The sequence below is a fragment of the Ruminococcoides intestinihominis genome (assembly GCF_040096285.1).
In the GTDB taxonomy this organism is placed as follows: Bacteria; Bacillota; Clostridia; order Oscillospirales; family Acutalibacteraceae; genus Ruminococcoides; species Ruminococcoides intestinihominis.
In genome coordinates, this window is the sequence record NZ_JBBMEY010000008.1 from 24,319 (window position 1) to 42,508 (window position 18,190).

The 18,190-nt window shown below is 34.2% G+C and carries 27 protein-coding genes and 1 pseudogene; 24 read left to right on the plus strand and 4 right to left on the minus strand.

Annotation, left to right across the window (positions count from 1 at the left end):
• Window positions 1-22: 22 nt before the first annotated feature.
• From WMO18_RS03430 to WMO18_RS03540, 23 genes are all read left to right on the plus strand, one after another.
• Complete coding sequence (locus WMO18_RS03430; protein WP_287933952.1) at window positions 23-172, plus strand: hypothetical protein; 150 nt, start codon at window positions 23-25, stop codon at window positions 170-172.
• Window positions 173-233: 61 nt separating this feature from the next.
• Window positions 234-398 (plus strand): hypothetical protein, encoded by a 165-nt coding sequence (locus WMO18_RS03435; RefSeq protein WP_367286346.1) that lies wholly within the window; start codon window positions 234-236, stop codon window positions 396-398.
• Window positions 399-537: 139 nt separating this feature from the next.
• Window positions 538-1,131, plus strand: a complete 594-nt coding sequence (locus tag WMO18_RS03440) for a hypothetical protein (RefSeq protein ID WP_211148005.1) — start codon at window positions 538-540, stop codon at window positions 1,129-1,131.
• 21 nt (window positions 1,132-1,152) lie between these two features.
• Window positions 1,153-2,043, plus strand: a complete 891-nt coding sequence (locus WMO18_RS03445; RefSeq protein ID WP_367286347.1) for a capsid protein — start codon at window positions 1,153-1,155, stop codon at window positions 2,041-2,043.
• 17 nt (window positions 2,044-2,060) lie between these two features.
• A complete protein-coding gene (locus WMO18_RS03450) occupies window positions 2,061-2,282 on the plus strand; it encodes a hypothetical protein (protein ID WP_367286348.1) in 222 nt (73 codons plus the stop codon).
• A 3-nt stretch (window positions 2,283-2,285) separates the two neighbouring features.
• Complete coding sequence (locus WMO18_RS03455) at window positions 2,286-2,615, plus strand: head-tail connector protein (RefSeq protein ID WP_367286349.1); 330 nt, start codon at window positions 2,286-2,288, stop codon at window positions 2,613-2,615.
• A 9-nt stretch (window positions 2,616-2,624) separates the two neighbouring features.
• Window positions 2,625-3,014 (plus strand): hypothetical protein, encoded by a 390-nt coding sequence (locus WMO18_RS03460; protein ID WP_211148001.1) that lies wholly within the window; start codon window positions 2,625-2,627, stop codon window positions 3,012-3,014.
• The gene (locus tag WMO18_RS03465) at window positions 3,014-3,397 is read left to right on the plus strand and encodes a hypothetical protein (RefSeq protein WP_367286350.1); all 384 of its coding nucleotides are present in this window, start codon (window positions 3,014-3,016) and stop codon (window positions 3,395-3,397) included. The genes WMO18_RS03460 and WMO18_RS03465 overlap by 1 nt, the downstream gene beginning before the upstream one ends.
• Window positions 3,394-3,789: a minor capsid protein gene (locus WMO18_RS03470; RefSeq protein WP_211148000.1), complete on the plus strand. Its 396-nt coding sequence runs from the start codon at window positions 3,394-3,396 to the stop codon at window positions 3,787-3,789. The genes WMO18_RS03465 and WMO18_RS03470 overlap by 4 nt, the downstream gene beginning before the upstream one ends.
• A 2-nt stretch (window positions 3,790-3,791) precedes the next feature.
• Window positions 3,792-4,232: a phage tail tube protein gene (locus WMO18_RS03475; RefSeq protein ID WP_367286351.1), complete on the plus strand. Its 441-nt coding sequence runs from the start codon at window positions 3,792-3,794 to the stop codon at window positions 4,230-4,232.
• 12 nt (window positions 4,233-4,244) lie between these two features.
• Window positions 4,245-4,556, plus strand: coding sequence for a hypothetical protein (locus WMO18_RS03480; protein WP_367286352.1), 312 nt, complete (start codon window positions 4,245-4,247; stop codon window positions 4,554-4,556).
• Between the two features lie 20 nt (window positions 4,557-4,576).
• Window positions 4,577-4,876: a Gp15 family bacteriophage protein gene (locus tag WMO18_RS03485; RefSeq protein WP_367286366.1), complete on the plus strand. Its 300-nt coding sequence runs from the start codon at window positions 4,577-4,579 to the stop codon at window positions 4,874-4,876.
• Window positions 4,877-4,944: 68 nt separating this feature from the next.
• Window positions 4,945-5,697 carry a zinc ribbon domain-containing protein gene (locus tag WMO18_RS03490; protein WP_367286353.1) on the plus strand — a complete coding sequence of 251 codons (753 nt, stop codon included), beginning with the start codon at window positions 4,945-4,947 and terminating at the stop codon, window positions 5,695-5,697.
• Between the two features lie 110 nt (window positions 5,698-5,807).
• Window positions 5,808-5,984: a hypothetical protein gene (locus tag WMO18_RS03495; protein WP_367286354.1), complete on the plus strand. Its 177-nt coding sequence runs from the start codon at window positions 5,808-5,810 to the stop codon at window positions 5,982-5,984.
• A 121-nt stretch (window positions 5,985-6,105) separates the two neighbouring features.
• A complete protein-coding gene (locus WMO18_RS03500; RefSeq protein WP_367286355.1) occupies window positions 6,106-6,309 on the plus strand; it encodes a hypothetical protein in 204 nt (67 codons plus the stop codon).
• A gap of 1 nt (window position 6,310) precedes the next feature.
• Window positions 6,311-7,075, plus strand: coding sequence for a BRO family protein (locus tag WMO18_RS03505; RefSeq protein WP_437127957.1), 765 nt, complete (start codon window positions 6,311-6,313; stop codon window positions 7,073-7,075).
• Between the two features lie 74 nt (window positions 7,076-7,149).
• A complete protein-coding gene (locus tag WMO18_RS03510) occupies window positions 7,150-9,858 on the plus strand; it encodes a phage tail protein (protein WP_367286356.1) in 2,709 nt (902 codons plus the stop codon).
• Window positions 9,859-9,873: 15 nt separating this feature from the next.
• Complete coding sequence (locus tag WMO18_RS03515; RefSeq protein ID WP_367286357.1) at window positions 9,874-10,275, plus strand: DUF6711 family protein; 402 nt, start codon at window positions 9,874-9,876, stop codon at window positions 10,273-10,275.
• 11 nt (window positions 10,276-10,286) lie between these two features.
• Complete coding sequence (locus WMO18_RS03520; RefSeq protein ID WP_367286358.1) at window positions 10,287-11,504, plus strand: hypothetical protein; 1,218 nt, start codon at window positions 10,287-10,289, stop codon at window positions 11,502-11,504.
• The gene (locus WMO18_RS03525) at window positions 11,489-13,144 is read left to right on the plus strand and encodes a leucine-rich repeat domain-containing protein (RefSeq protein ID WP_367286359.1); all 1,656 of its coding nucleotides are present in this window, start codon (window positions 11,489-11,491) and stop codon (window positions 13,142-13,144) included. The genes WMO18_RS03520 and WMO18_RS03525 overlap by 16 nt, the downstream gene beginning before the upstream one ends.
• A 2-nt stretch (window positions 13,145-13,146) precedes the next feature.
• Window positions 13,147-13,386: a hypothetical protein gene (locus WMO18_RS03530; protein ID WP_367286360.1), complete on the plus strand. Its 240-nt coding sequence runs from the start codon at window positions 13,147-13,149 to the stop codon at window positions 13,384-13,386.
• Between the two features lies 1 nt (window position 13,387).
• Window positions 13,388-13,807, plus strand: coding sequence for a phage holin family protein (locus tag WMO18_RS03535; RefSeq protein ID WP_296077074.1), 420 nt, complete (start codon window positions 13,388-13,390; stop codon window positions 13,805-13,807).
• Window positions 13,807-14,688, plus strand: coding sequence for an N-acetylmuramoyl-L-alanine amidase (locus WMO18_RS03540; protein ID WP_367286361.1), 882 nt, complete (start codon window positions 13,807-13,809; stop codon window positions 14,686-14,688). Before WMO18_RS03535 ends, WMO18_RS03540 begins: the two co-directional genes overlap by 1 nt.
• 294 nt (window positions 14,689-14,982) lie before the next feature.
• On the opposite strand, the gene WMO18_RS03545 is transcribed toward WMO18_RS03540, so the two are convergent.
• The 4 genes and pseudogenes from WMO18_RS03545 to WMO18_RS03560 form a co-directional block, all read right to left on the minus strand.
• Window positions 14,983-15,792 (minus strand): hypothetical protein, encoded by an 810-nt coding sequence (locus WMO18_RS03545; protein ID WP_367286362.1) that lies wholly within the window; start codon window positions 15,790-15,792, stop codon window positions 14,983-14,985.
• A 253-nt stretch (window positions 15,793-16,045) separates the two neighbouring features.
• A pseudogene (locus WMO18_RS03550) lies at window positions 16,046-16,138 on the minus strand (manganese catalase family protein); the annotation flags it as partial.
• Window positions 16,139-16,384, minus strand: coding sequence for a spore coat protein CotJB (locus WMO18_RS03555; RefSeq protein ID WP_211147897.1), 246 nt, complete (start codon window positions 16,382-16,384; stop codon window positions 16,139-16,141). It abuts the pseudogene before it with no gap.
• Window positions 16,374-16,574 carry a spore coat associated protein CotJA gene (locus tag WMO18_RS03560; protein ID WP_248004700.1) on the minus strand — a complete coding sequence of 67 codons (201 nt, stop codon included), beginning with the start codon at window positions 16,572-16,574 and terminating at the stop codon, window positions 16,374-16,376. The genes WMO18_RS03555 and WMO18_RS03560 overlap by 11 nt, the downstream gene beginning before the upstream one ends.
• A gap of 215 nt (window positions 16,575-16,789) precedes the next feature.
• On the opposite strand from WMO18_RS03560, the gene WMO18_RS03565 reads away from it, so the two are divergent.
• Window positions 16,790-18,166 (plus strand): SPFH domain-containing protein, encoded by a 1,377-nt coding sequence (locus tag WMO18_RS03565; RefSeq protein WP_211147898.1) that lies wholly within the window; start codon window positions 16,790-16,792, stop codon window positions 18,164-18,166.
• The last annotated feature ends 24 nt before the right edge of the window (window positions 18,167-18,190 follow it).

Consider the following 18,190-nt stretch of genomic DNA (forward strand, 5'->3'; position numbering starts at 1 on the left):
TAGAGATAAAGTGGAAACCACTGTGCAGAAAGAAAGTTATTGTTATAATGACGATAACCCTGAACAATGTACAAAAACAGATACTATCGTACAAACCATTCATCAGCCAATGAAATGTGTAAAAGCTGAGTGTGGGGCATTTTACAATGGTAAATGTAATTACAAAAATTAATATTGTTATTAGGCACTAACTCTTGTTAGTGCTTTTTTAATACCTAAAAGGTGGTGATGATATGAAAGTAAAGGTTACTAGGGACTTTAATGATGTTGAGAATAACCTATGCACAAGGCATAGTGGTGAACTGTATGATTGTTCTGATGAAAGAGCAACAGAACTAAACAAACTTGGCTTTGTTGAATTTGCAGAACCTAAGCCAAAAGAAGAAACAAAGAAGTAATTTATCACTAACTTAACCGTTAGTGCTTTTTTATTGTCCGAAGACATTAAACTACGAGAGACACTTGTACAACTGTAAATGAGAGACACTCTATAACTGTATTTTGGGAGACACCCACAAAACTGAAAGGATGATTAAAATGGCAGAACCAAATAATCAAAACAACAACCAAAACAATAATCAAAACACCAACCCACCAAGTGGCAATGAACCAAGCAGTAATGCACCAACTATTGATTATGATAAGTTGGCAAGTATTATCAGTGGCAAACAAAGTGCAACAGAGGACACAGTTCTAAAGTCTTACTTTAAGCAACAGGGTCTTTCTGCTGATGAAATGCAACAGGCTATTGCTACATTTAAGGAACAGAAAAAGCAGAATACACCTGACTTTAACCAAATGCAAAGAGACCTTGATTCAGCCAATAATGCAAGACTTATTGCAGAGGTGAACCAAGTAGCAACTCTTGAAGTTATTAAGCAAGGTGTGGATGTTTCAAGTGTTCCATATGTGCTAAAGTTAGCTGATTTTTCCGGTGCAACTACTGACGGCAAGATTGATAATGACAAACTTTCAGAGGCTGTCAAGAAGGTGCTTGACGAAGTACCGGCACTAAAGAAACAATCTAATGACGGTGCAGGTGTACAGAAAATCGGTGGTGATGGTGGTAACAACAACAACCCTGATGAAGATACTTTGAGAGGTATCTTTGGTATCAAAACAAAAAAATAAAAGAAATGAGGTAATTAAATTATGGCAGTATTAGAATACGCAACAATTTTCAGTAATGTTTTAAGAGAATTATATGGTCAAGAACTAACTTGTGATGACCTATATCATTCAAATTCAGACATTCAGATTGTCAATGGTAAAGACATTAAAATTCCAAAGCTATCTGTAAGTGGTTACAAGGACCATACAAGAGGTGGTAGCTTTAACTCAGGTACATATTCAAATGGCTATGAAACAAAGACACTGGATCATGACAGAGATATTGAGTTCACTGTTGACCCACTTGATGTTGATGAAACAAATCTTGTAGTTACTGTCAGTAATATTCAGAATAGATTTGAAAAGACACAGGCTATTCCTGAACTTGACAGTTACACTTATAGCAAGATTTACACAGAGGCTAAAAGAGTAAATGCAAATATTAAGACAACTGCACTGACAAGTGCAAATGTACTTTCTGACTTTGACGATAACCTAGAGGCCTTTGCAGAGGCAGGTGTGCCACTTGATAGAGTTATTCTATATGCAACACCAAGTTATAAGAAGTTACTAAAAAATGCAGAGGGTATTCAGCGTACACTTGAAGTTAGTTCATCTTCAGGTATCGACCGTAGAGTTCGTTCTCTTGATGATATTAACAAGATTGTAGAAGTGCCTAGTGCAAGAATGAAGTCACTATTTGACTTTACAGACGGTTGTAAGGCAGATAGTACTGCAAAACAGATTGACTATATCCTTATTGACCCAGAGGCACAGGTTTCAAGAGTTAAGTATGCATATATCAAGATGTTTACTCCCGGTACAGATAGTAGAACTGCTGACAATTATATGTATCAGAACAGAAAAGTAAACGGTACATTTGGTATTGATGAACTTCTAAAAAGTGGTGTTATCATTCACGCAGAGGCTTAATGTGAGGTGATTAGAAGATGAAAGCTATTAAAGGCAATAAGTCCTATACAGTAAACACAGAATCAGAGGCAAATACTTATCTTGCACAGGGCTATGATGTGTATGAGGATAACGGTACACTAAAAGAATATGGTGTCGGTAAAACAGTACCACTTGAAAAGTTTAGTGCAGTAGAAAAGGAAAATGCCAAGCTAAAAGCTGAACTTAAAAAGCTAAAGTCAAGTTCTAAAAAGGAATAGGCTATGTATGTAGATTACATTAGAAGTATTACTAATGATAACACAGAGATAACTACTGCTAACCACATTGACATTCTAACATTTAACCGTATCAATTTTGACAAATTGACCTACTTTCAGAAAAAGGTTATCAATGAAGTTCATAGCAGACTTACTGCTTTTTATAGAGAAAATCAAGAATTGATTACTACCTATCTGCAAAGCTACTCAATTAACGGTACATCAATGACTTTCGGTAGTTGTTGGAATTTAATGGTGGTTAGTGGTGTTGCTATTCCACAAGAACTTTATTCTTTGCTTAAAACTACAGGTTTATGTTATCCGACAATATGAGGTGATAATATGAAATTTCCCAGATTGGTGTTGAAAAAGTTTTGCAAAACACCTTGTGAGGTTGTGGTGTATGATGAGGGATTAACAGAAGATGGTGCACCTAAAGTTATTTATGAATGTAGGTTTATTTATCCATCAGACAGTATATATCCCTCTGATACATTGTTTTTAGCACCTCTGTACTGTAATTATCAGGATAGAGTTAAAACTGTATATACAAGTGATAAAAAGAAAGTAGAGTGTACAGGTGTTTTGCTGATACCCTTTGACTTTTGCCCTAACAGTTCCATTAGCAGTGGATATGTTACAGTAAACGGTGTGAAAAGAGAAATTGTTAAGTGTACAAAAGGAAGAAACCCTGACGGTACAGTAAACTATGTTGAATTGGATGTGATGTAGTGATTAATGTTAATTCTAAGGTTAAACTTAATATGAATGTTATAAGGCAATTTGATAAAGCTACTGTAACTGCTTTAGAACAAACTACTGATGCACTTTTGACAGAAGTAAAAAATGCACAGGTAATGCCCTTTGATACAGGGAACCTTCAAAATGAGTCAACATTTGTTGACTACTCACATTCAGCACAGGGGAAAACTACAATAAGTTCAAGCACTCCATATGCAAGAAGACTTTATTATCATCCGGAATTTAACTTTCAGAAAACCAACAATAAAAATGCCGGTGGTAAGTGGTTTGACCCCTGGTTAAAGGGTGGTTCAAGGGAAAACTTCTGTAATGAAGCTTTTGAAAAGATTTATAGGAGGCTTACAGGCTTATGATGACTTTAGCAAATGTAAGAGATTTCTTGAAAACAATTATAAATGCAGAACATTTTTACATAGGCAGACTTGACAATAAGCAAGATAAATCTGTTGGTGTATATACATTAAAAACCGGTGGTGAGCCTCTTCGTGGTGTTGGCACAGAACTATCTTATGATGTTATAGCAGTATCATTGCTTATTCATTGGAATAATAATGCAAATGAAACAGAGGTTTGTGCAAGAACTCTGTATAATAAACTTCGCACAATTAAGAATGTTACAATAAATAATTCTAAAGTGTATCTGATTCAGCTACTGACACCTGAACCAATAGATGTGGGTACTGATAATGAGGTGTACGAAAGAGTTATTGAGATGAAAATATTTTTTGAAAGAAAGGAAGATTAATTATGGCAAAAACAACAGGTGTTTATCCTTGTTATGAAAATCAGTTTCAAGTAAAGACAACCGGTTCACCAGGTACATATGCCGATATTGCCAATATGACAAGTTTTAGTGTGGCATTTGATAATGGTGTTCAGGAATGGAATTCTTTTGACCAGCAAGGTTGGACAAGTAGATTAGCTACTACTAAGGGTATTACAATTACTGCCAGTGGTAAGCGTACTGTTGGTGATCCGGGCAACGATTATATTGCAGGTTTGGCTATGAAAAATGGCAGAGATTTATACACAGATTTCAAATGGACATTTCCGGATGGTACTACTGTTGAATTTACAAATGCAGTTATCAATGTAACATCAAACGGTAGTGGTGAAACAGGTGATGTAGCACCACTTGAGTTTGAAGTTATGTCAAACGGTAAACCTAAAGTAACACCGGCAGCATAAGGAGTGATAAAAGTGAGTAGAATTATTGATATTACGGACAAACTTAGCTTTGACGAAAAGCCAAAGATTAAGATTAAGGACAAAACTTTTGAAGTAAATGACAGTGCAGTAACAATGCTAAAGATTTTACCTAGTCTTGAAGATTTAACCCCAAGTAAACTTTATGATTTCTTTGAACTTCTATTTAATGAGAAAGACAGAAAAGTAATTGAAAAAATGAACCTTAACCTTGAAGATTTCTCTCAGGTCATTATGTCAGCAGTTGAACTTGTTGCAGGTACTGAAGATAATGAGGGGGAAACAGTGACCCCGGATATGACCTAATAGATGATTTTGACACAATAATTTCATCCTTTAGGTCTGAATATGGGGTCTCTATCCGTTCAGAAGAATTTAGGACAATGCCATGGAGTGAGTTTGTTTCTTTGTTATCCGGTCTAGGTCCTAATACAAGCCTTGCAAGACTTGTACAAATCAGAATAGAAGATGACAAAGAGATACTATCAAACTTCACTCCTGCACAAATGCGTATAAGAAATGAATACAGAAGAAAGAGAAATGCCACACTTGCTAACTCTAAATCACTAGACGAAACTACACAATTCCTTAATGATATGAAAAATATTTTTATTCAAATGTCATAATTTAGTGTTGATTTTCACCACATTGTGTTGTATAATGTAGTAAAATTAATACAAAGGGGAAATGTGCAATGAAATGTCCGTATTGTGGTTCAAATGTAAATAATGAGAAGTTCTGTCCTAATTGCGGAGGAAAATTAGTTGGGGTTCAACAACCTAAAGTTCAAGGAAATAATCCTATGCAACAACAGATGAATAATCCACAAGGTGGCTATCCACCACAACAGAAACCTAAGAAACCATTTTATAGGAAGTGGTGGTTCTGGGTTATTATCGCAGTTATAGTTATTTCTATTGGAGCCGGTTCTGCCGGTGGTGGAAAGAGTAGTAAAGATACCGGTACTAAAGAAACAACAACAGTTAGTACAAGTGCAGTAGAAAAGACAACTGCTGAGAAAACTACTGAAGAAACTACAACAGTACAACCAACTACAAAAGCGAAGAAAAAAGTATCAGCTAAGGCTTACAAAAATAGTTGTAAAATAGTTTCTTTCAAAGATTTGTCTAGAAACCCTGACAAGCATAAAGGTGAGAAACTAAAATACACAGGTCAAGTTATTCAAGTACAAGAAGATGAGCATTGGCTTGATGATAATACTACTGTTGATTTAAGAATTAATGTTACTAAAGATGAATATGGTCTTTGGGATGATACCATTTATGCAACTGTTGAATTACCAAAGGATGCAGACAGAATTCTTGAAGATGATATAATAACTATTTGGGGTGAATGTGATGGTAAGTATTCTTACACATCAGTTCTTGGTTCTGACATTACACTACCAAAGATTAATATTAAGTATTACAGTATTAAATCAAAATAAAAAACTAGCCACTCTGTAATAGAGTGGCTAAAATTTTATAAAAAGCCTCTTGACTTTCTGGCTGACAAATATTATAATGTGTTTAGTGGCAGACAAAAAGAGGTGATAAAGTGAGCCCACGAACAGGCAGACCTAAATCTGAAAATCCTAAAAATACAAGAATTACTGTAAGGCTAGACAAAAAGCACACAGAAATTTTAGAAGCCTACTGCAAAGAAAAAAATGTTGAAAAAGCTGAGGCTATCAGAATAGGAATTTTAAAATTAAAGTCTGATATAAAAAAATAACAGTAACCAGTCGCTTTGGTCGGGGACGGTTACTGTTATACACGACAGGTTACCCTATCTGAAATTCATTATATCATTTAGGGCAACTTCTGTCAAATTACAATTGATAGGAGTTTTTTTTATGGCTTGTGTAAAAAACACAATGGAAGTTATTAAGAATGTGCGTGGTACTATTAATCCGTACTATGATATGAGTTGTGCTAATCTTAACGATATTTATGCAAACAACAAGAGTTTATTTGATATGCTTTGTGATGCTTTTAACTTTGGTTATGCACAAGGTACTAAAGCAGCTAAAGCTGAAATGAGAAAGGCGGTAAAATGATATGATGAATAGTGATATACAAACTTTTGAAAATTCTGAATTTGGTAGTATCAGAATAGTTGAAATTGAGAATGAACCATATTTTGTTGGTAAAGATGTGGCTGATGTTTTAGGTTATAATGAATCAAATAAGGCTATATCAAGGCATATTGATGAAGAGGATAGGATGAAACATCCTATCCCTTCTACTGGTGGAATTCAAAGCAGTTGGGTAATCAATGAATCCGGTCTTTACAGTCTTATCTTATCAAGTAAGCTACCCACTGCAAAGAAATTTAAGAGATGGGTAACATCTGAGGTTCTTCCATCTATCAGAAAGCATGGTGCTTATATGACATCTGCAACGATAGAACAGGCAATTTTGAACCCTGATACAATTATCAAATTAGCTACGGCTCTTAAAGAGGAACAAAGCAAGAATAAGCAACTACAAGCAGTTAATTCAGAATTGGCTGTAAATAATCAAATAATGAAGCCTAAAGCTGATTATTTTGACGAATTAGTTGACAGAAATCTTTTGACTAATCTAAGAGAAACGGCTAAGCAACTTGAAATCAAGCAAAAGGATTTTATCAACTTTTTGCTTGAAAAGAAATATCTTTATCGTGATAAGCGTGGAAAACTTATGCCTTATGCTAAAAAGAATAATGGTTTGTTTGAAGTAAAGGAAGTTTATAACGATAAAACAAAATGGTGTGGCACTCAAACACTTGTTACACCTAAAGGTAGAGAAACATTTAGATTATTATATCTAAAAACAGCATAAATTTTATTTGAATTTAGCGTACATCAAGTGGTGTACGCTATTTTTATACCTAATTTTAGGAAGGAGGTATGCTAATGACAACAGCCGGACAAATTGGAATTGACTTAATACTTAATAGCACTAGCTTTAAAAAGTCGCTTAATAACATCCAAACACAAGCTAATAATGCCGGTTCAAAGATTTCAAATTCTTTTAGCAAAATTGCAAAAGTAGTAGGTACTGCTTTTAGTGTTGCTATGATAACTAGATTCAGTAAAGAATGTGTATCTGCTGCAAATATTCAAACAGAGGCTGAAACAAAGCTAACCACAGTTATGCGACAGAGAATGAGTGCAAGTAACAAGGCAATATCAAGTGTGAAAAACTATGCATCAGCTTTACAAGAAACCGGTGTTGTAGGGGATGAAGTTCAGCTTGCCGGTGCACAACAGTTGTCAACTTTCCTTAAAACTGATGATGCACTAAAAAAGCTAATGCCGGCAATGAATAATCTTGCAGTACAACAAAATGGGGTTAATGTAACATCTGAGAGTATGGTTAATATCGGCAATCTTATGGGTAAAGTAATGCAAGGTCAAACCTCTGCACTTACTCGTGTAGGTATTACATTTTCAGATGCACAAGCACAAGTCTTAAAGTATGGCAATGAAGAACAGAGAGCTGCAATGCTTTCTCAGGTTATTACTGATAATGTAGGTAATATGAATAAGGCTTTAGCAAATACACCTGCAGGTAGAATTCAGCAACTAAAAAATAGTTTTGGAGATATGCAAGAAACTTTAGGCAGAGGGTTAAATAATGTGTTTTCACCTATGCTTGGTTTTCTTACAAAAATAGTTACAAAGCTATCACAGGTAGCTAGTGGGTTTGAAAACCTTACTAAGAAGATATTTGGTGATTCTAATAGTGAACAATCATCAGCCGGTATGAACAATCTGTCAACCGGTGCAGATGATGCAACTGCTTCTGTTGATAATAACACAAAAGCTATTAATAACAATGCCAAAGCAAAGAAAAAGGCAGAAAGAAGTCTTGCAAGTTTTGATAAGCTAAATGTGCTTACAAAGACCAATAGTAGTACATCTTCCGGTGGTAAAATATCTACTCCTACTACTGGTGGCAACACATCATCAAATAAAAAGCCAAAGTCTAATAATAAAACTACTCCAAAATTTAATTTTTCAAAATTATATGAAGAAAGTGGTTTAAAAAACTTTTTTGATAAAGTACAAAGGGGCATTGATAAAGTCGATTGGTCGGCCATTGCCGAAAACTGCAAAAACATTTTTAAAAAATCAATACCAATAGCAAAAGCATACTTAGGGCAAGTAAAAAATGTCAGTAAGTCAGCTTTAGGAGCAGTTGGCTCTTTTATTGGTGGTATAGTCCAGGTGAGTGGTAAGCAATTACAGACCCTTACAGGTGGTATTAGTAATTGGCTTACAAAAGACCAGGGGAAAATAATAGGATTTATCAACACTATTGGCACGCACCTCTCAAAGGGGTTTGATAATTTATCAACATTTTTTGACGGTGCTTTTGACCTGCTGGGTGATAGCATTGATAGGGTCAGACCGACAATGGAGACTGCCATATCTGACTTGTTATCAGGTTGTACAGATTTAGCCGGTGGTATTGGTACAATTGTATCTGATGGATTTGAAATCGCAACCGGAAAATTGGTTGAATGGATTGAAAATGATAGCGAAACTATCGGAACATTTTTTGATAATGTGCAATTGCAGATTGCTGATGTTTTATCTTTTGTGGGTACTGTTTTTAGTGACATAGGTACCTACCTATCCGACTGGTGGGAGAGTGACGGCTCATCCGTATTTAGTAACATATGCAGTATGTTTACAAATATTGGTACCACCCTCATGAACGTTTATAACGAGTGGATTAAGCCAGCTTGGGACGCTATTGTTGATGTTTTTCAATCAGCTTGGAAGAGTTACTTAAAACCGATTTTTGAGAAAATAGTCTCATTTTTCGGCAAACTAGGGGATTGTATTTCAGCGATTTGGAATAACTTTTTATCACCTATTGTTAACTATCTTGTAAAAACTTTCGGACCAATTCTAACAAATATTTTTAGTGCCGTTGGTGGCGTGTTTAAAACAGTATTTTCAATAGTGGGTGATGTTGTCTGTGGCATCTTAGACGCTCTAGGTGGCTTACTTGACTTTATTACAGGCGTTTTCACCGGAGACTGGGAAAAGGCTTGGAACGGTATCAAGAGCTTTTTCAAAGGAATTTGGGATGCCATTTGGGGCATAATCAAGGGTGCTATCAATTTAATTATTGATGGTATTAATTTGCTTTGGACTGGTATCTATAACGCGATATCGGCTATCGTTAATGCAATTGGTGGAGTAGCCGGTGCTATCGGTGATGTATTTGGCAAAGACTGGAGTTTTTCAATGCCTAAAAAAGCTCCTTTAATCCCTAAACTTGCAAAAGGTGGCCTTGTTAAGGCTCCTACTCTTGCCGTTGTTGGTGATAACCCGGGAGCCAGCTCAGGCAATCCTGAAGTTGTAGCACCGTTAAATAAGCTAAAAGGTATTATGCAACAAGGCTCTGATAGTAATGATACTGAGATACTCTCACAGATTTTAACATACTTAAAGAGATTGTATGAGATGTTTATTATCTTTAGAAATAAAGGTGGAAATACATATGAATTTGTTGCAAAAATCAACGGTAGCGACATTTTCAAAGAGATTGTTAAGCAGAATGAAATGTACAAGAAAAGGCATAACGGTAAGTCGGCATTTGTATAAGGTAGGTGGTTATATATGGCGAACTATAAAGGTTATCTAATTGCATTTAATAAAAACATATTTCCTAATAAGTGTATTGCTGAGTATTCCACTACGCCAAACCAAAGAATGGAAGTATCTGCTGAAAGAGATAATAACGGTGACTTGCAAAGAAAAACTTTATCAAACCACAAAACTAATATTACTTTTTCCACTCATACTCTTTTTCTTGATGACAAGATTAAGATACAGAATATTATCAATAAAGGTATTGTAAATTCTACACAGAGAAAGTGTAAGGTTGAATATTGGAATGATGAAGAAAACAAATACAAAGAAGGCTATTTCTATATTCCTGATGTGGAATTTTCAGTAATGGATGCATCATCAAATGACATACAGTACAACCCTATTACATTTGAATTGATTGAATACTGAGGTGATGTAGTATGTATATGTTTAGCGAGAATAAAGCTGAGGACCTTGAAATTAAGAAGAAACTTCTGGAAAATACAATATCAAGAAATATTCAGATTGTCTTTACCGATACAAAAAGCATTTTACCAAATGAAAATATTGTATTTGATAGCCTTGAATTAACTAATTCTATTTGTGACGATAGCACACTCCGTTTTGGTGGGTGTATATCGTCACAACTTACTTTTAGCACTATTAATTTTAAGGAGCAATTAGTAGGTAGAGAAATCAAAGTGTACATAAAGCAAAGTTATTTGGATAATGTTTATCCGTCTAAGGACTTGTACCCATCCGGTGAACTTTATCCTTGTAAAGTGGTAGATAAGTCAGCTTGTATCTTTACCGGAACTATTGATAGTGCAAAAAGACAACAGAATAAAACTATTAAAGAAGTTACTGCTTATGATAACTTTTATCTAGCCGGTAAAATTAATATTTACACTTGGTTCTTTGGTTTTGCAACTTACTCTCCAAATGCAACAATTAAAGTTTTAAAAGAATGTGTAATTGATATGTGCGAAGAAAAAGGTCTTATTGTTGACAGTAACTTTTATGGTAGTGAAGATGATAAAAAACTTTCTTTATCAGCTACAATTGTAAAAGAAGTTTATAACGGTAAATTAACAGTACTTAATTTACTTCAAGATTTGTGTGAGTGTTCTGCAAAGTTTGCTTTTTGTGATGGGGAAGGAAGTATTAAGTTTAAGAAATTACCACAAGAAAAGGATGTAACAGATGTTTATACTGTTGGCTATTATACAGACTTGAATTTTGAAGATTACACAGTTGCTAAGATAACTAAAGCAAGATTTAAGTACAACAAGGATAAGACCTACACAGAAAACATAGTAACCACATCAGGTAAACAAAATTATTATGACGGTGATAACAAATTTATCTCTTGTAATACAGAGAAAACTCTTGTTAGTAAATTTATAAGACCCTCAGGTGCAGTTTATGGTGGATGGATGTTCTATGAATACCGACCTTTTAGCGTTAACCTGTTTGACCGTTGGTGGCTAGAACCTGGTGATACTATACAGTTAAATACAGGAGTAGAGGACACTCCAATAATTACAAGTACAATTTTTAACAGAACTTTATCCGGAACAGTTGGCCTTACAGTCCAAGTAAGTACAGAAAGTTCAGAATATCAAGGAGATGATGATAAACAATGGGCTACAACTTAATTAATTGGGAGAATAGTCCCAGTAAGCAAACACCAATCAATGCAGAAAATTTGAACCAAATGGATGAGAATATAGCTAAAGCTATTCAAGGTACTAGGTTCAATTTTTCTGCAACCTTTACAGCAGACAATGTGCTAAAGAACACAACATCAACGAAAGCATTGGGTGCAGGTAGTTTTGCGACAAGTCAGACAGATATTGTAACAGTATTTGTTGCAGATAATGTTACAAAAATTAATAGTGGTACATTTAGTGGGTGTACCTCATTAAAGACAATTTATATTGATAACACAGTTGGCAATGTTGAAATTGTAAGTGGTTCAGTACCATCAGGTGTTAGTATTGTTTACTCAAATGATGGTAACTTCATCAATGTAAATGAACTATTAGCAAGTGCTATTAGGTCATTAAAGTCATCAGTTAACACAAATAGAACTGATTGGGAGAACAGAGCAACAAGTATTGAAGCTCAGCACAAAACAGATGTACAAACTTTAAACGCTAATATTAGTCAGGTTGCTGACAATTTACAGATTGTCAAAGAAACAGCACAACGAGAAATTGCAACAACTAATACGAATGTAAATGGCAAGGAAAGCCTATCTAATAAGGTTGATGTGATTACACACCCTAGCACAACTACTTATCCTAGCGTAAAAGGTGTGTGGGATTTTGTTGAAACAAAGTCAGAACAACCACGTGCAGACATTGCACAGAACAAAGCTGATATTGTTGTATTGAAAGTAGATAAAGTTGATAATACAGACTTTAATGCATACAAGACAAGCAACGATACAGCAGTAAAGCAGAACGCTACAGACATTGTACAACTTAAAGCAGATGTTTTACAAAACGCTATTAAAGTCACAACAGATAAGTCAACTAGCATTGTGCTTAATGATAGTAGTGATTGTAACATTGTTGGGTTAACTTTGTACGGTAAATCAACTCAAAGTGCAATACCTACACCAACAAATCCTGTTGATATTAATAATATTAACAATCCGAGTATCACTTTTTCAAATGATAGTGACAGACAAAGTAATAATATACAATGCACATTAAGAGGTATAGGAAATGTGTGTGATACTCTAACAGTAAATAGTGATGGTACAGGTTACATAACACAAAGATTATTTGTAGAAAGAATCACATCACAGAGAAAGTCAACCAGCCTCGAATGGAATTATTCAAAAGCAACCCATAGATTTTTCAGAAACGACTATTCATATTCATTTGATGTGAAAGACAACAAACCTTTGATTTTATGCAGTCATCTTGATGTAGGAGAAAATGAAAAGAATACTGCTTTTGATAATTCAATAGGTTGGATAAATGTTAGTGGTGTTGGAATTGCAATCAGAATGACTGAATTAGATGGTGATATTGCAAAATTTAAAAAGTGGCTTGATGACAATGAAGTGTATGTTGTAGCACCACGGTCAAAACCCATTACCGTTAATTTGTCAAAAGATGAAGTAGATAAAATAATATCACTACATACTTACTATCCAAATACAACTATTATTGCAGACTGTGATTGTCAAGTTGAATATGTTGCTGATACTAAAAACTACATTGACAACAAAATCATTGAAGTTGCTACTGCCTTGGTAGCACACGAAAGTGAGGTGATGTAATAATGTTTAGCTTACATGATTTTGTTTTTAAGACTTTAGAAACAATGAAGAACAGACTGGATGAATACCAAGTCAGAGCATACGCACTAAGCTGGTATAGTAAGTCTGTTTTAACTGATGAAGATATGAACACAATCGACAGTTGGTACTCAACTGAAGAAACTGAAACAACTAACGAAGATACAGAAAACTCAAATAGTGACTTTGAAGATGTCACAACAGATACGGAAAAGGAGAATTAAGATGAAAGAATGGATTTGTACTGCTATTGGTGCAGTAGGTGGACTTTTTGCATGGTTGTTTGGTGGTTGGGATACTGCTCTGGTAACACTATGTTTATTTATGGCTATTGACTATGTGTCAGGTCTTGTTGTTGCAGGTATATTCCACAATAGCAAGAAAACATCCTCAGGTGCATTGGAGAGTAAAGCCGGTTGGAAAGGCTTGTGTAAAAAGGGTATGACCCTATTGTTCGTATTAATTGCGTATAGGCTTGATTTAGCAATTGGTACTAGTTACATAAGAGATGCCGTAATCATTGGTTTTATGGCTAATGAACTAATCTCTATCGTAGAAAATGCCGGTTTAATGGGTTTACCATTACCGGCTATTATTAATAAGGCTATTGATGTATTACAGAACAAAGGAAAGGATGATAACTAATGTCATACAAACTGAAAAAATTACATACAAAGTGTAATTATGAAAAAGGCAACACTGGAAGAAAGTATATAGTAATTCATTATACGGGTAATACAACTGATACAGCAAAAGCTAATGCTAATTACTTCTATAACACAAATAGGGGAGCCTCAGCACATTATTTTGTTGATGATACCAATGTATATGAGGTGGTATCACCTAACAATACATCTTGGGCAGTTGGTGTTAACTATGGTCACAACAATCTGTTTGGCAAGTGTACTAACTACAATTCAATCAATATCGAAATGTGCAGTACCAAAGGTAAAATTTCTGACAAAACTTTTGCAAATACAGTAGCGTTAGCAAGAAAGCTAATGAATACATACAATATTCCTGCAAGTCATGTTGTTAGACACTATGATGTGTGCAGTAAGATTTGTCCCGGATGGTCAGGATGGGTAGGTGACAATGAAACAATTTGGAAGAAGTTTAAGAACCAACTTAAATATAACCATTGTGTTGTCACTAAAGAAAGCATACTAAGACAGAAAGCATATGTTGATGTTATTTGTAACACAAGCAAAAGCGTCACTACAGTCAAGAAAGGCGCTAAGGTACAACTTGTTAAGGACTTAGGTAATGGTTGGTCACAGGTCAAATATGGCAATAAATCAGGCTATATTGTTAATTCACATCTTGATGATAAGAGCCTATCTAAGTACAACAAAATTACTGTTCTAAAAGGCAATACTTATTCAAGAGTTAGTAATGGCAAAATTGCATATACTAAAAAGCTGGATAAGAATAGAGAGTTTACTGTAATTGCAGTTATTACATCAGGCAAATATAAGGGTTATAAGTACCTTTATCGTAACCTTAAGTATTATCTAGTTAGATAATTTAAACATTAACGATAATAATTAATTTTTGAAATTCTTTCGTTAATTTTGAAAACTTAAAACACTATTTTCAAAGTTTTTAAACGATTTTCAAAATTATAAAAGAGATTTTCAAAACTTTTGAAATGCTTTGAAATGTTTAATTAAAGTTTTAAAATTTTAAGCAAACTTTTAAAACATATCAGTAATTTTAAAAAAAATCAGTAAAACAAAATCAATTTTTCGTGCAAAGAAACCCCACAGCAGTATCAGAACTGTTGTGGGGTTGTTTTACTTTTGTTAACATATTTTTATTTACTCGTTACACTTTAGATTTTGTAAAGAAAAATCTCTAAAATACGGTATTTGCGTTTTGATAGCATAAATAAGTTGAAATGACAAGTCCTTGATTGGGGTACGGATGTTTAAATCATTAGCGTTAATTGTCTTTATTAAAAAAGATATATTATAGTCAATATGAGCGGCTGTTTTGTCAGTAAGATGTTTTATAAAGGTGTAAAGTGATAAGTCGTAGTAACCAATTTTATTTAATAATCTTAATAATTGTCCACTATAATCAACACTTTTTAGTTTCTTACCTTCGAATGTTTTACCCATACATTCTAAAAAACAGTCAGTAAACAATCCTTTAAAAGTATCTTTGTCATTTGGCTTCATTTTATTACAAATTTGTTTAAATATAATGTTATCAAAATACGGATATACATCGTCGGGTTGTATAGTGTGATAGGCTATATTTTGTTCTCTCCATTCATTGATACTAATCCAGTTATTAATATCTTTATCAAGTGAATAGGGACCACAAACAATACAAAAGCCTTTGCTCAATTTGTCACAATGTAAAATATTACCTTTTAATGGTGGCATCTTAAAATCAGGGCATACCTTTTCCAAAACATTATTTTTCTTTTCACACAATAATTTTCTTAGATTAATTGCAAGAATTTTATCAATTGCGTCATTATATCTTATATCATCTTTTCCATAATCTAAGGTTATCATCATAGCAGTGAGATCTGTTTTTATTTCATCAATAATTCCTTTTTTAGAAAGAGCCATCTCATTAACAAAATTTAATTGTGGTTTATATTTTTCGGTCGTCATATTATTCTCCAAAGTATTAATATTTACATCTTATTAATACATCATATAAATATAAAAGTCAATAAATATGATTAAAATTACACATTTGAATTTAACATAATTGAGTCATATTTGAGTCATACTTCTATAAAATATGACTTATTTTTATTAAAAATATTAAACTTTAAATAAAGATATTTTTACCTTAATAGTCGCATATCTAAGCCATTATTTATAATGTTAAAATATAGTAATCATAACATTTGAAGTATGCACCCCCATATTGTGTAATAATGATTTTGGCAAGTTTTGGGTTAGTTTGTTTTATTCTGATAGGGTACTGAAGTCTTTTTTCATATACAAACATTTACTGCACCTCCCAAGGCCAAGGTCCTTTTATCCATTGAACGGGACTATCGGCATCTTTACTCAGTAGTGGACCGTATTCATCTTCATATTTTTCTTTCAGTTTTACATATTTATCATTTAAGTCATCAAATTTAGCCATAGCATCTGTTGAGTCAGGGTGAGTGTCTAGAAAAAGTCTGATTTCAAACATTGCAAATGCTACGGAACTTAGTTTCTTAAGCAGAATATCTCTTTCAGTCATCATTTTTGCCACCTGTACATTTAGAACCGAAAAATGGTTTGTGTAGAGTAGGGAACATTGTCCCTGCCTCAAAACCATGTGCTACTGAATAAAATTTTGGATTGTTGCTTTGATATGGCACATAAGCCATAGCTTCTGTATAATCAGATGGTATTGGTGATATACCATAACTCTTAAAAATTTCTTCTACCAATGTAATTCTCCTTTTTCTAAATTAAGTTCTTTAAAACTCATTTATATAATATGATTAATATATTGGTATTGTGAATTAGAGAATTGATAAATTTAAAAAAATATATATTATTTTGTAGAAAAGTATTTATTTTTTGTAGAATATACTGTATAATGCTTATGTAAGTTGTAAACATTTATGTAATATATTATTTTAAAATTAAAAGGAGCTTAATTATGGGTCTTATAAAAGCTATTGCCGGTTCAGCAAATGGTGTTATGGCTGACCAGTGGAAAGAGTTTTTCTACTGCGAGTCAATGCCAAAAGATGTACTGGTAACAAAAGGTGTTCACCGTACTGGTAAGCGTTCATCAAATACAAAGGGTACAGACAATGTTATTACTAACGGTTCAGTATTAGCAGTTGCTGACGGTCAGTGTATGCTAATTGTTGAACAGGGTAAGGTAGTAGATATTTGTGCAGAACCGGGAGAATATATCTTTGATAGTATGACAGCTCCAAGTGTCTTTACAGGTGGCTTAGGTGCAGGTATCTTAGATACTTTTAGAGATATCGGTAAGCGTTTTACTTTTGGTGGCGATAAGCCTTCTGACCAAAGAATTTACTATATCAACACTAAGGAAATCCTTGAAAATAAGTTTGGTACACCAAACCCAATTCCATTTAGAGTAGTTGATAAAAATATTGGTCTTGATGTTGATGTATCAGTTAGATGTAGTGGTGTTTACTCATACAAGATTGTAAACCCAATTCTATTCTATACAAATGTTTGTGGTAATGTTCAGGGTGACTATACTCGTGGTGAGATTGACTCTCAGCTAAAAACTGAGTTTATCTCAGCTTTACAACCGGCATTTGCAAAGATTTCCGATATGCAGGTTCGTCCATCAGCACTACCGGCTCATGCTGAAGAACTTTCTGAGGCTATGAATACTGCTCTAACTGCAAAGTGGGCACAGTTAAGAGGTATTCAGGTAATTTCAATTGCTATGAATCCTATTACACTTCCACCTGAAGATGCCGAAATGATTAAACAGGCTCAGCGTACTGCAGTTATGCGTGACCCATCAATGGCAGCAGCAACATTAGTTGGTGCTCAAGCAGATGCTATGAAAGCAGCAGCAGAAAATGAAGCCGGTGCATTTACAGGCTTTTTGGGAATGGGTATGGCTCAACAGGCAGGTAACGCCGGTAATGTAAACGGTCTATTCCAAATGGGTCAGCAACAACAGGCTCAGCAGTATGCTCAACAACAAGCACAAATGCAACAGCCTCAGCAACCACAACCAACTCAGACACCACAACAAAGTGCCGGTGAAGACAGTTGGGTATGTTCTTGTGGTACTACAAATACAAGCAAATTCTGTACAAATTGTGGTAATAAGAAGCCTGAGAATGACGGTTCATGGATTTGCTCTTGTGGTGCAAAGAACTTTGGTAAGTTCTGTACTGAATGTGGTTCTAAGAAACCTGAAGAAAAGAAAACTTTCCGTTGTGATAAGTGTGGTTGGACACCTGAAGACCCAGCATCACATCCAAAGTTCTGCCCTGAATGTGGGGATATTTTTGATGACAACGATATTGTAAAATAATTTAATTAGGTAATGTAGGAGAAT

Coding starts and splice junctions, on each gene's coding strand:
- WMO18_RS03435 (WP_367286346.1), top strand. CDS start 234: ATGAAAGTAAAGGTTACTAGGGACTTTAATGATGTTGAGAATAACCTA.
- WMO18_RS03440 (WP_211148005.1), top strand. CDS start 538: ATGGCAGAACCAAATAATCAAAACAACAACCAAAACAATAATCAAAAC.
- WMO18_RS03445 (WP_367286347.1), top strand. CDS start 1,153: ATGGCAGTATTAGAATACGCAACAATTTTCAGTAATGTTTTAAGAGAA.
- WMO18_RS03450 (WP_367286348.1), top strand. CDS start 2,061: ATGAAAGCTATTAAAGGCAATAAGTCCTATACAGTAAACACAGAATCA.
- WMO18_RS03455 (WP_367286349.1), top strand. CDS start 2,286: ATGTATGTAGATTACATTAGAAGTATTACTAATGATAACACAGAGATA.
- WMO18_RS03460 (WP_211148001.1), top strand. CDS start 2,625: ATGAAATTTCCCAGATTGGTGTTGAAAAAGTTTTGCAAAACACCTTGT.
- WMO18_RS03470 (WP_211148000.1), top strand. CDS start 3,394: ATGATGACTTTAGCAAATGTAAGAGATTTCTTGAAAACAATTATAAAT.
- WMO18_RS03475 (WP_367286351.1), top strand. CDS start 3,792: ATGGCAAAAACAACAGGTGTTTATCCTTGTTATGAAAATCAGTTTCAA.
- WMO18_RS03490 (WP_367286353.1), top strand. CDS start 4,945: ATGAAATGTCCGTATTGTGGTTCAAATGTAAATAATGAGAAGTTCTGT.
- WMO18_RS03500 (WP_367286355.1), top strand. CDS start 6,106: ATGGCTTGTGTAAAAAACACAATGGAAGTTATTAAGAATGTGCGTGGT.
- WMO18_RS03505 (WP_437127957.1), top strand. CDS start 6,311: ATGATGAATAGTGATATACAAACTTTTGAAAATTCTGAATTTGGTAGT.
- WMO18_RS03510 (WP_367286356.1), top strand. CDS start 7,150: ATGACAACAGCCGGACAAATTGGAATTGACTTAATACTTAATAGCACT.
- WMO18_RS03515 (WP_367286357.1), top strand. CDS start 9,874: ATGGCGAACTATAAAGGTTATCTAATTGCATTTAATAAAAACATATTT.
- WMO18_RS03520 (WP_367286358.1), top strand. CDS start 10,287: ATGTATATGTTTAGCGAGAATAAAGCTGAGGACCTTGAAATTAAGAAG.
- WMO18_RS03525 (WP_367286359.1), top strand. CDS start 11,489: ATGGGCTACAACTTAATTAATTGGGAGAATAGTCCCAGTAAGCAAACA.
- WMO18_RS03530 (WP_367286360.1), top strand. CDS start 13,147: ATGTTTAGCTTACATGATTTTGTTTTTAAGACTTTAGAAACAATGAAG.
- WMO18_RS03535 (WP_296077074.1), top strand. CDS start 13,388: ATGAAAGAATGGATTTGTACTGCTATTGGTGCAGTAGGTGGACTTTTT.
- WMO18_RS03540 (WP_367286361.1), top strand. CDS start 13,807: ATGTCATACAAACTGAAAAAATTACATACAAAGTGTAATTATGAAAAA.
- WMO18_RS03545 (WP_367286362.1), bottom strand. CDS start 15,792: ATGACGACCGAAAAATATAAACCACAATTAAATTTTGTTAATGAGATG.
- WMO18_RS03555 (WP_211147897.1), bottom strand. CDS start 16,384: ATGATGACTGAAAGAGATATTCTGCTTAAGAAACTAAGTTCCGTAGCA.
- WMO18_RS03565 (WP_211147898.1), top strand. CDS start 16,790: ATGGGTCTTATAAAAGCTATTGCCGGTTCAGCAAATGGTGTTATGGCT.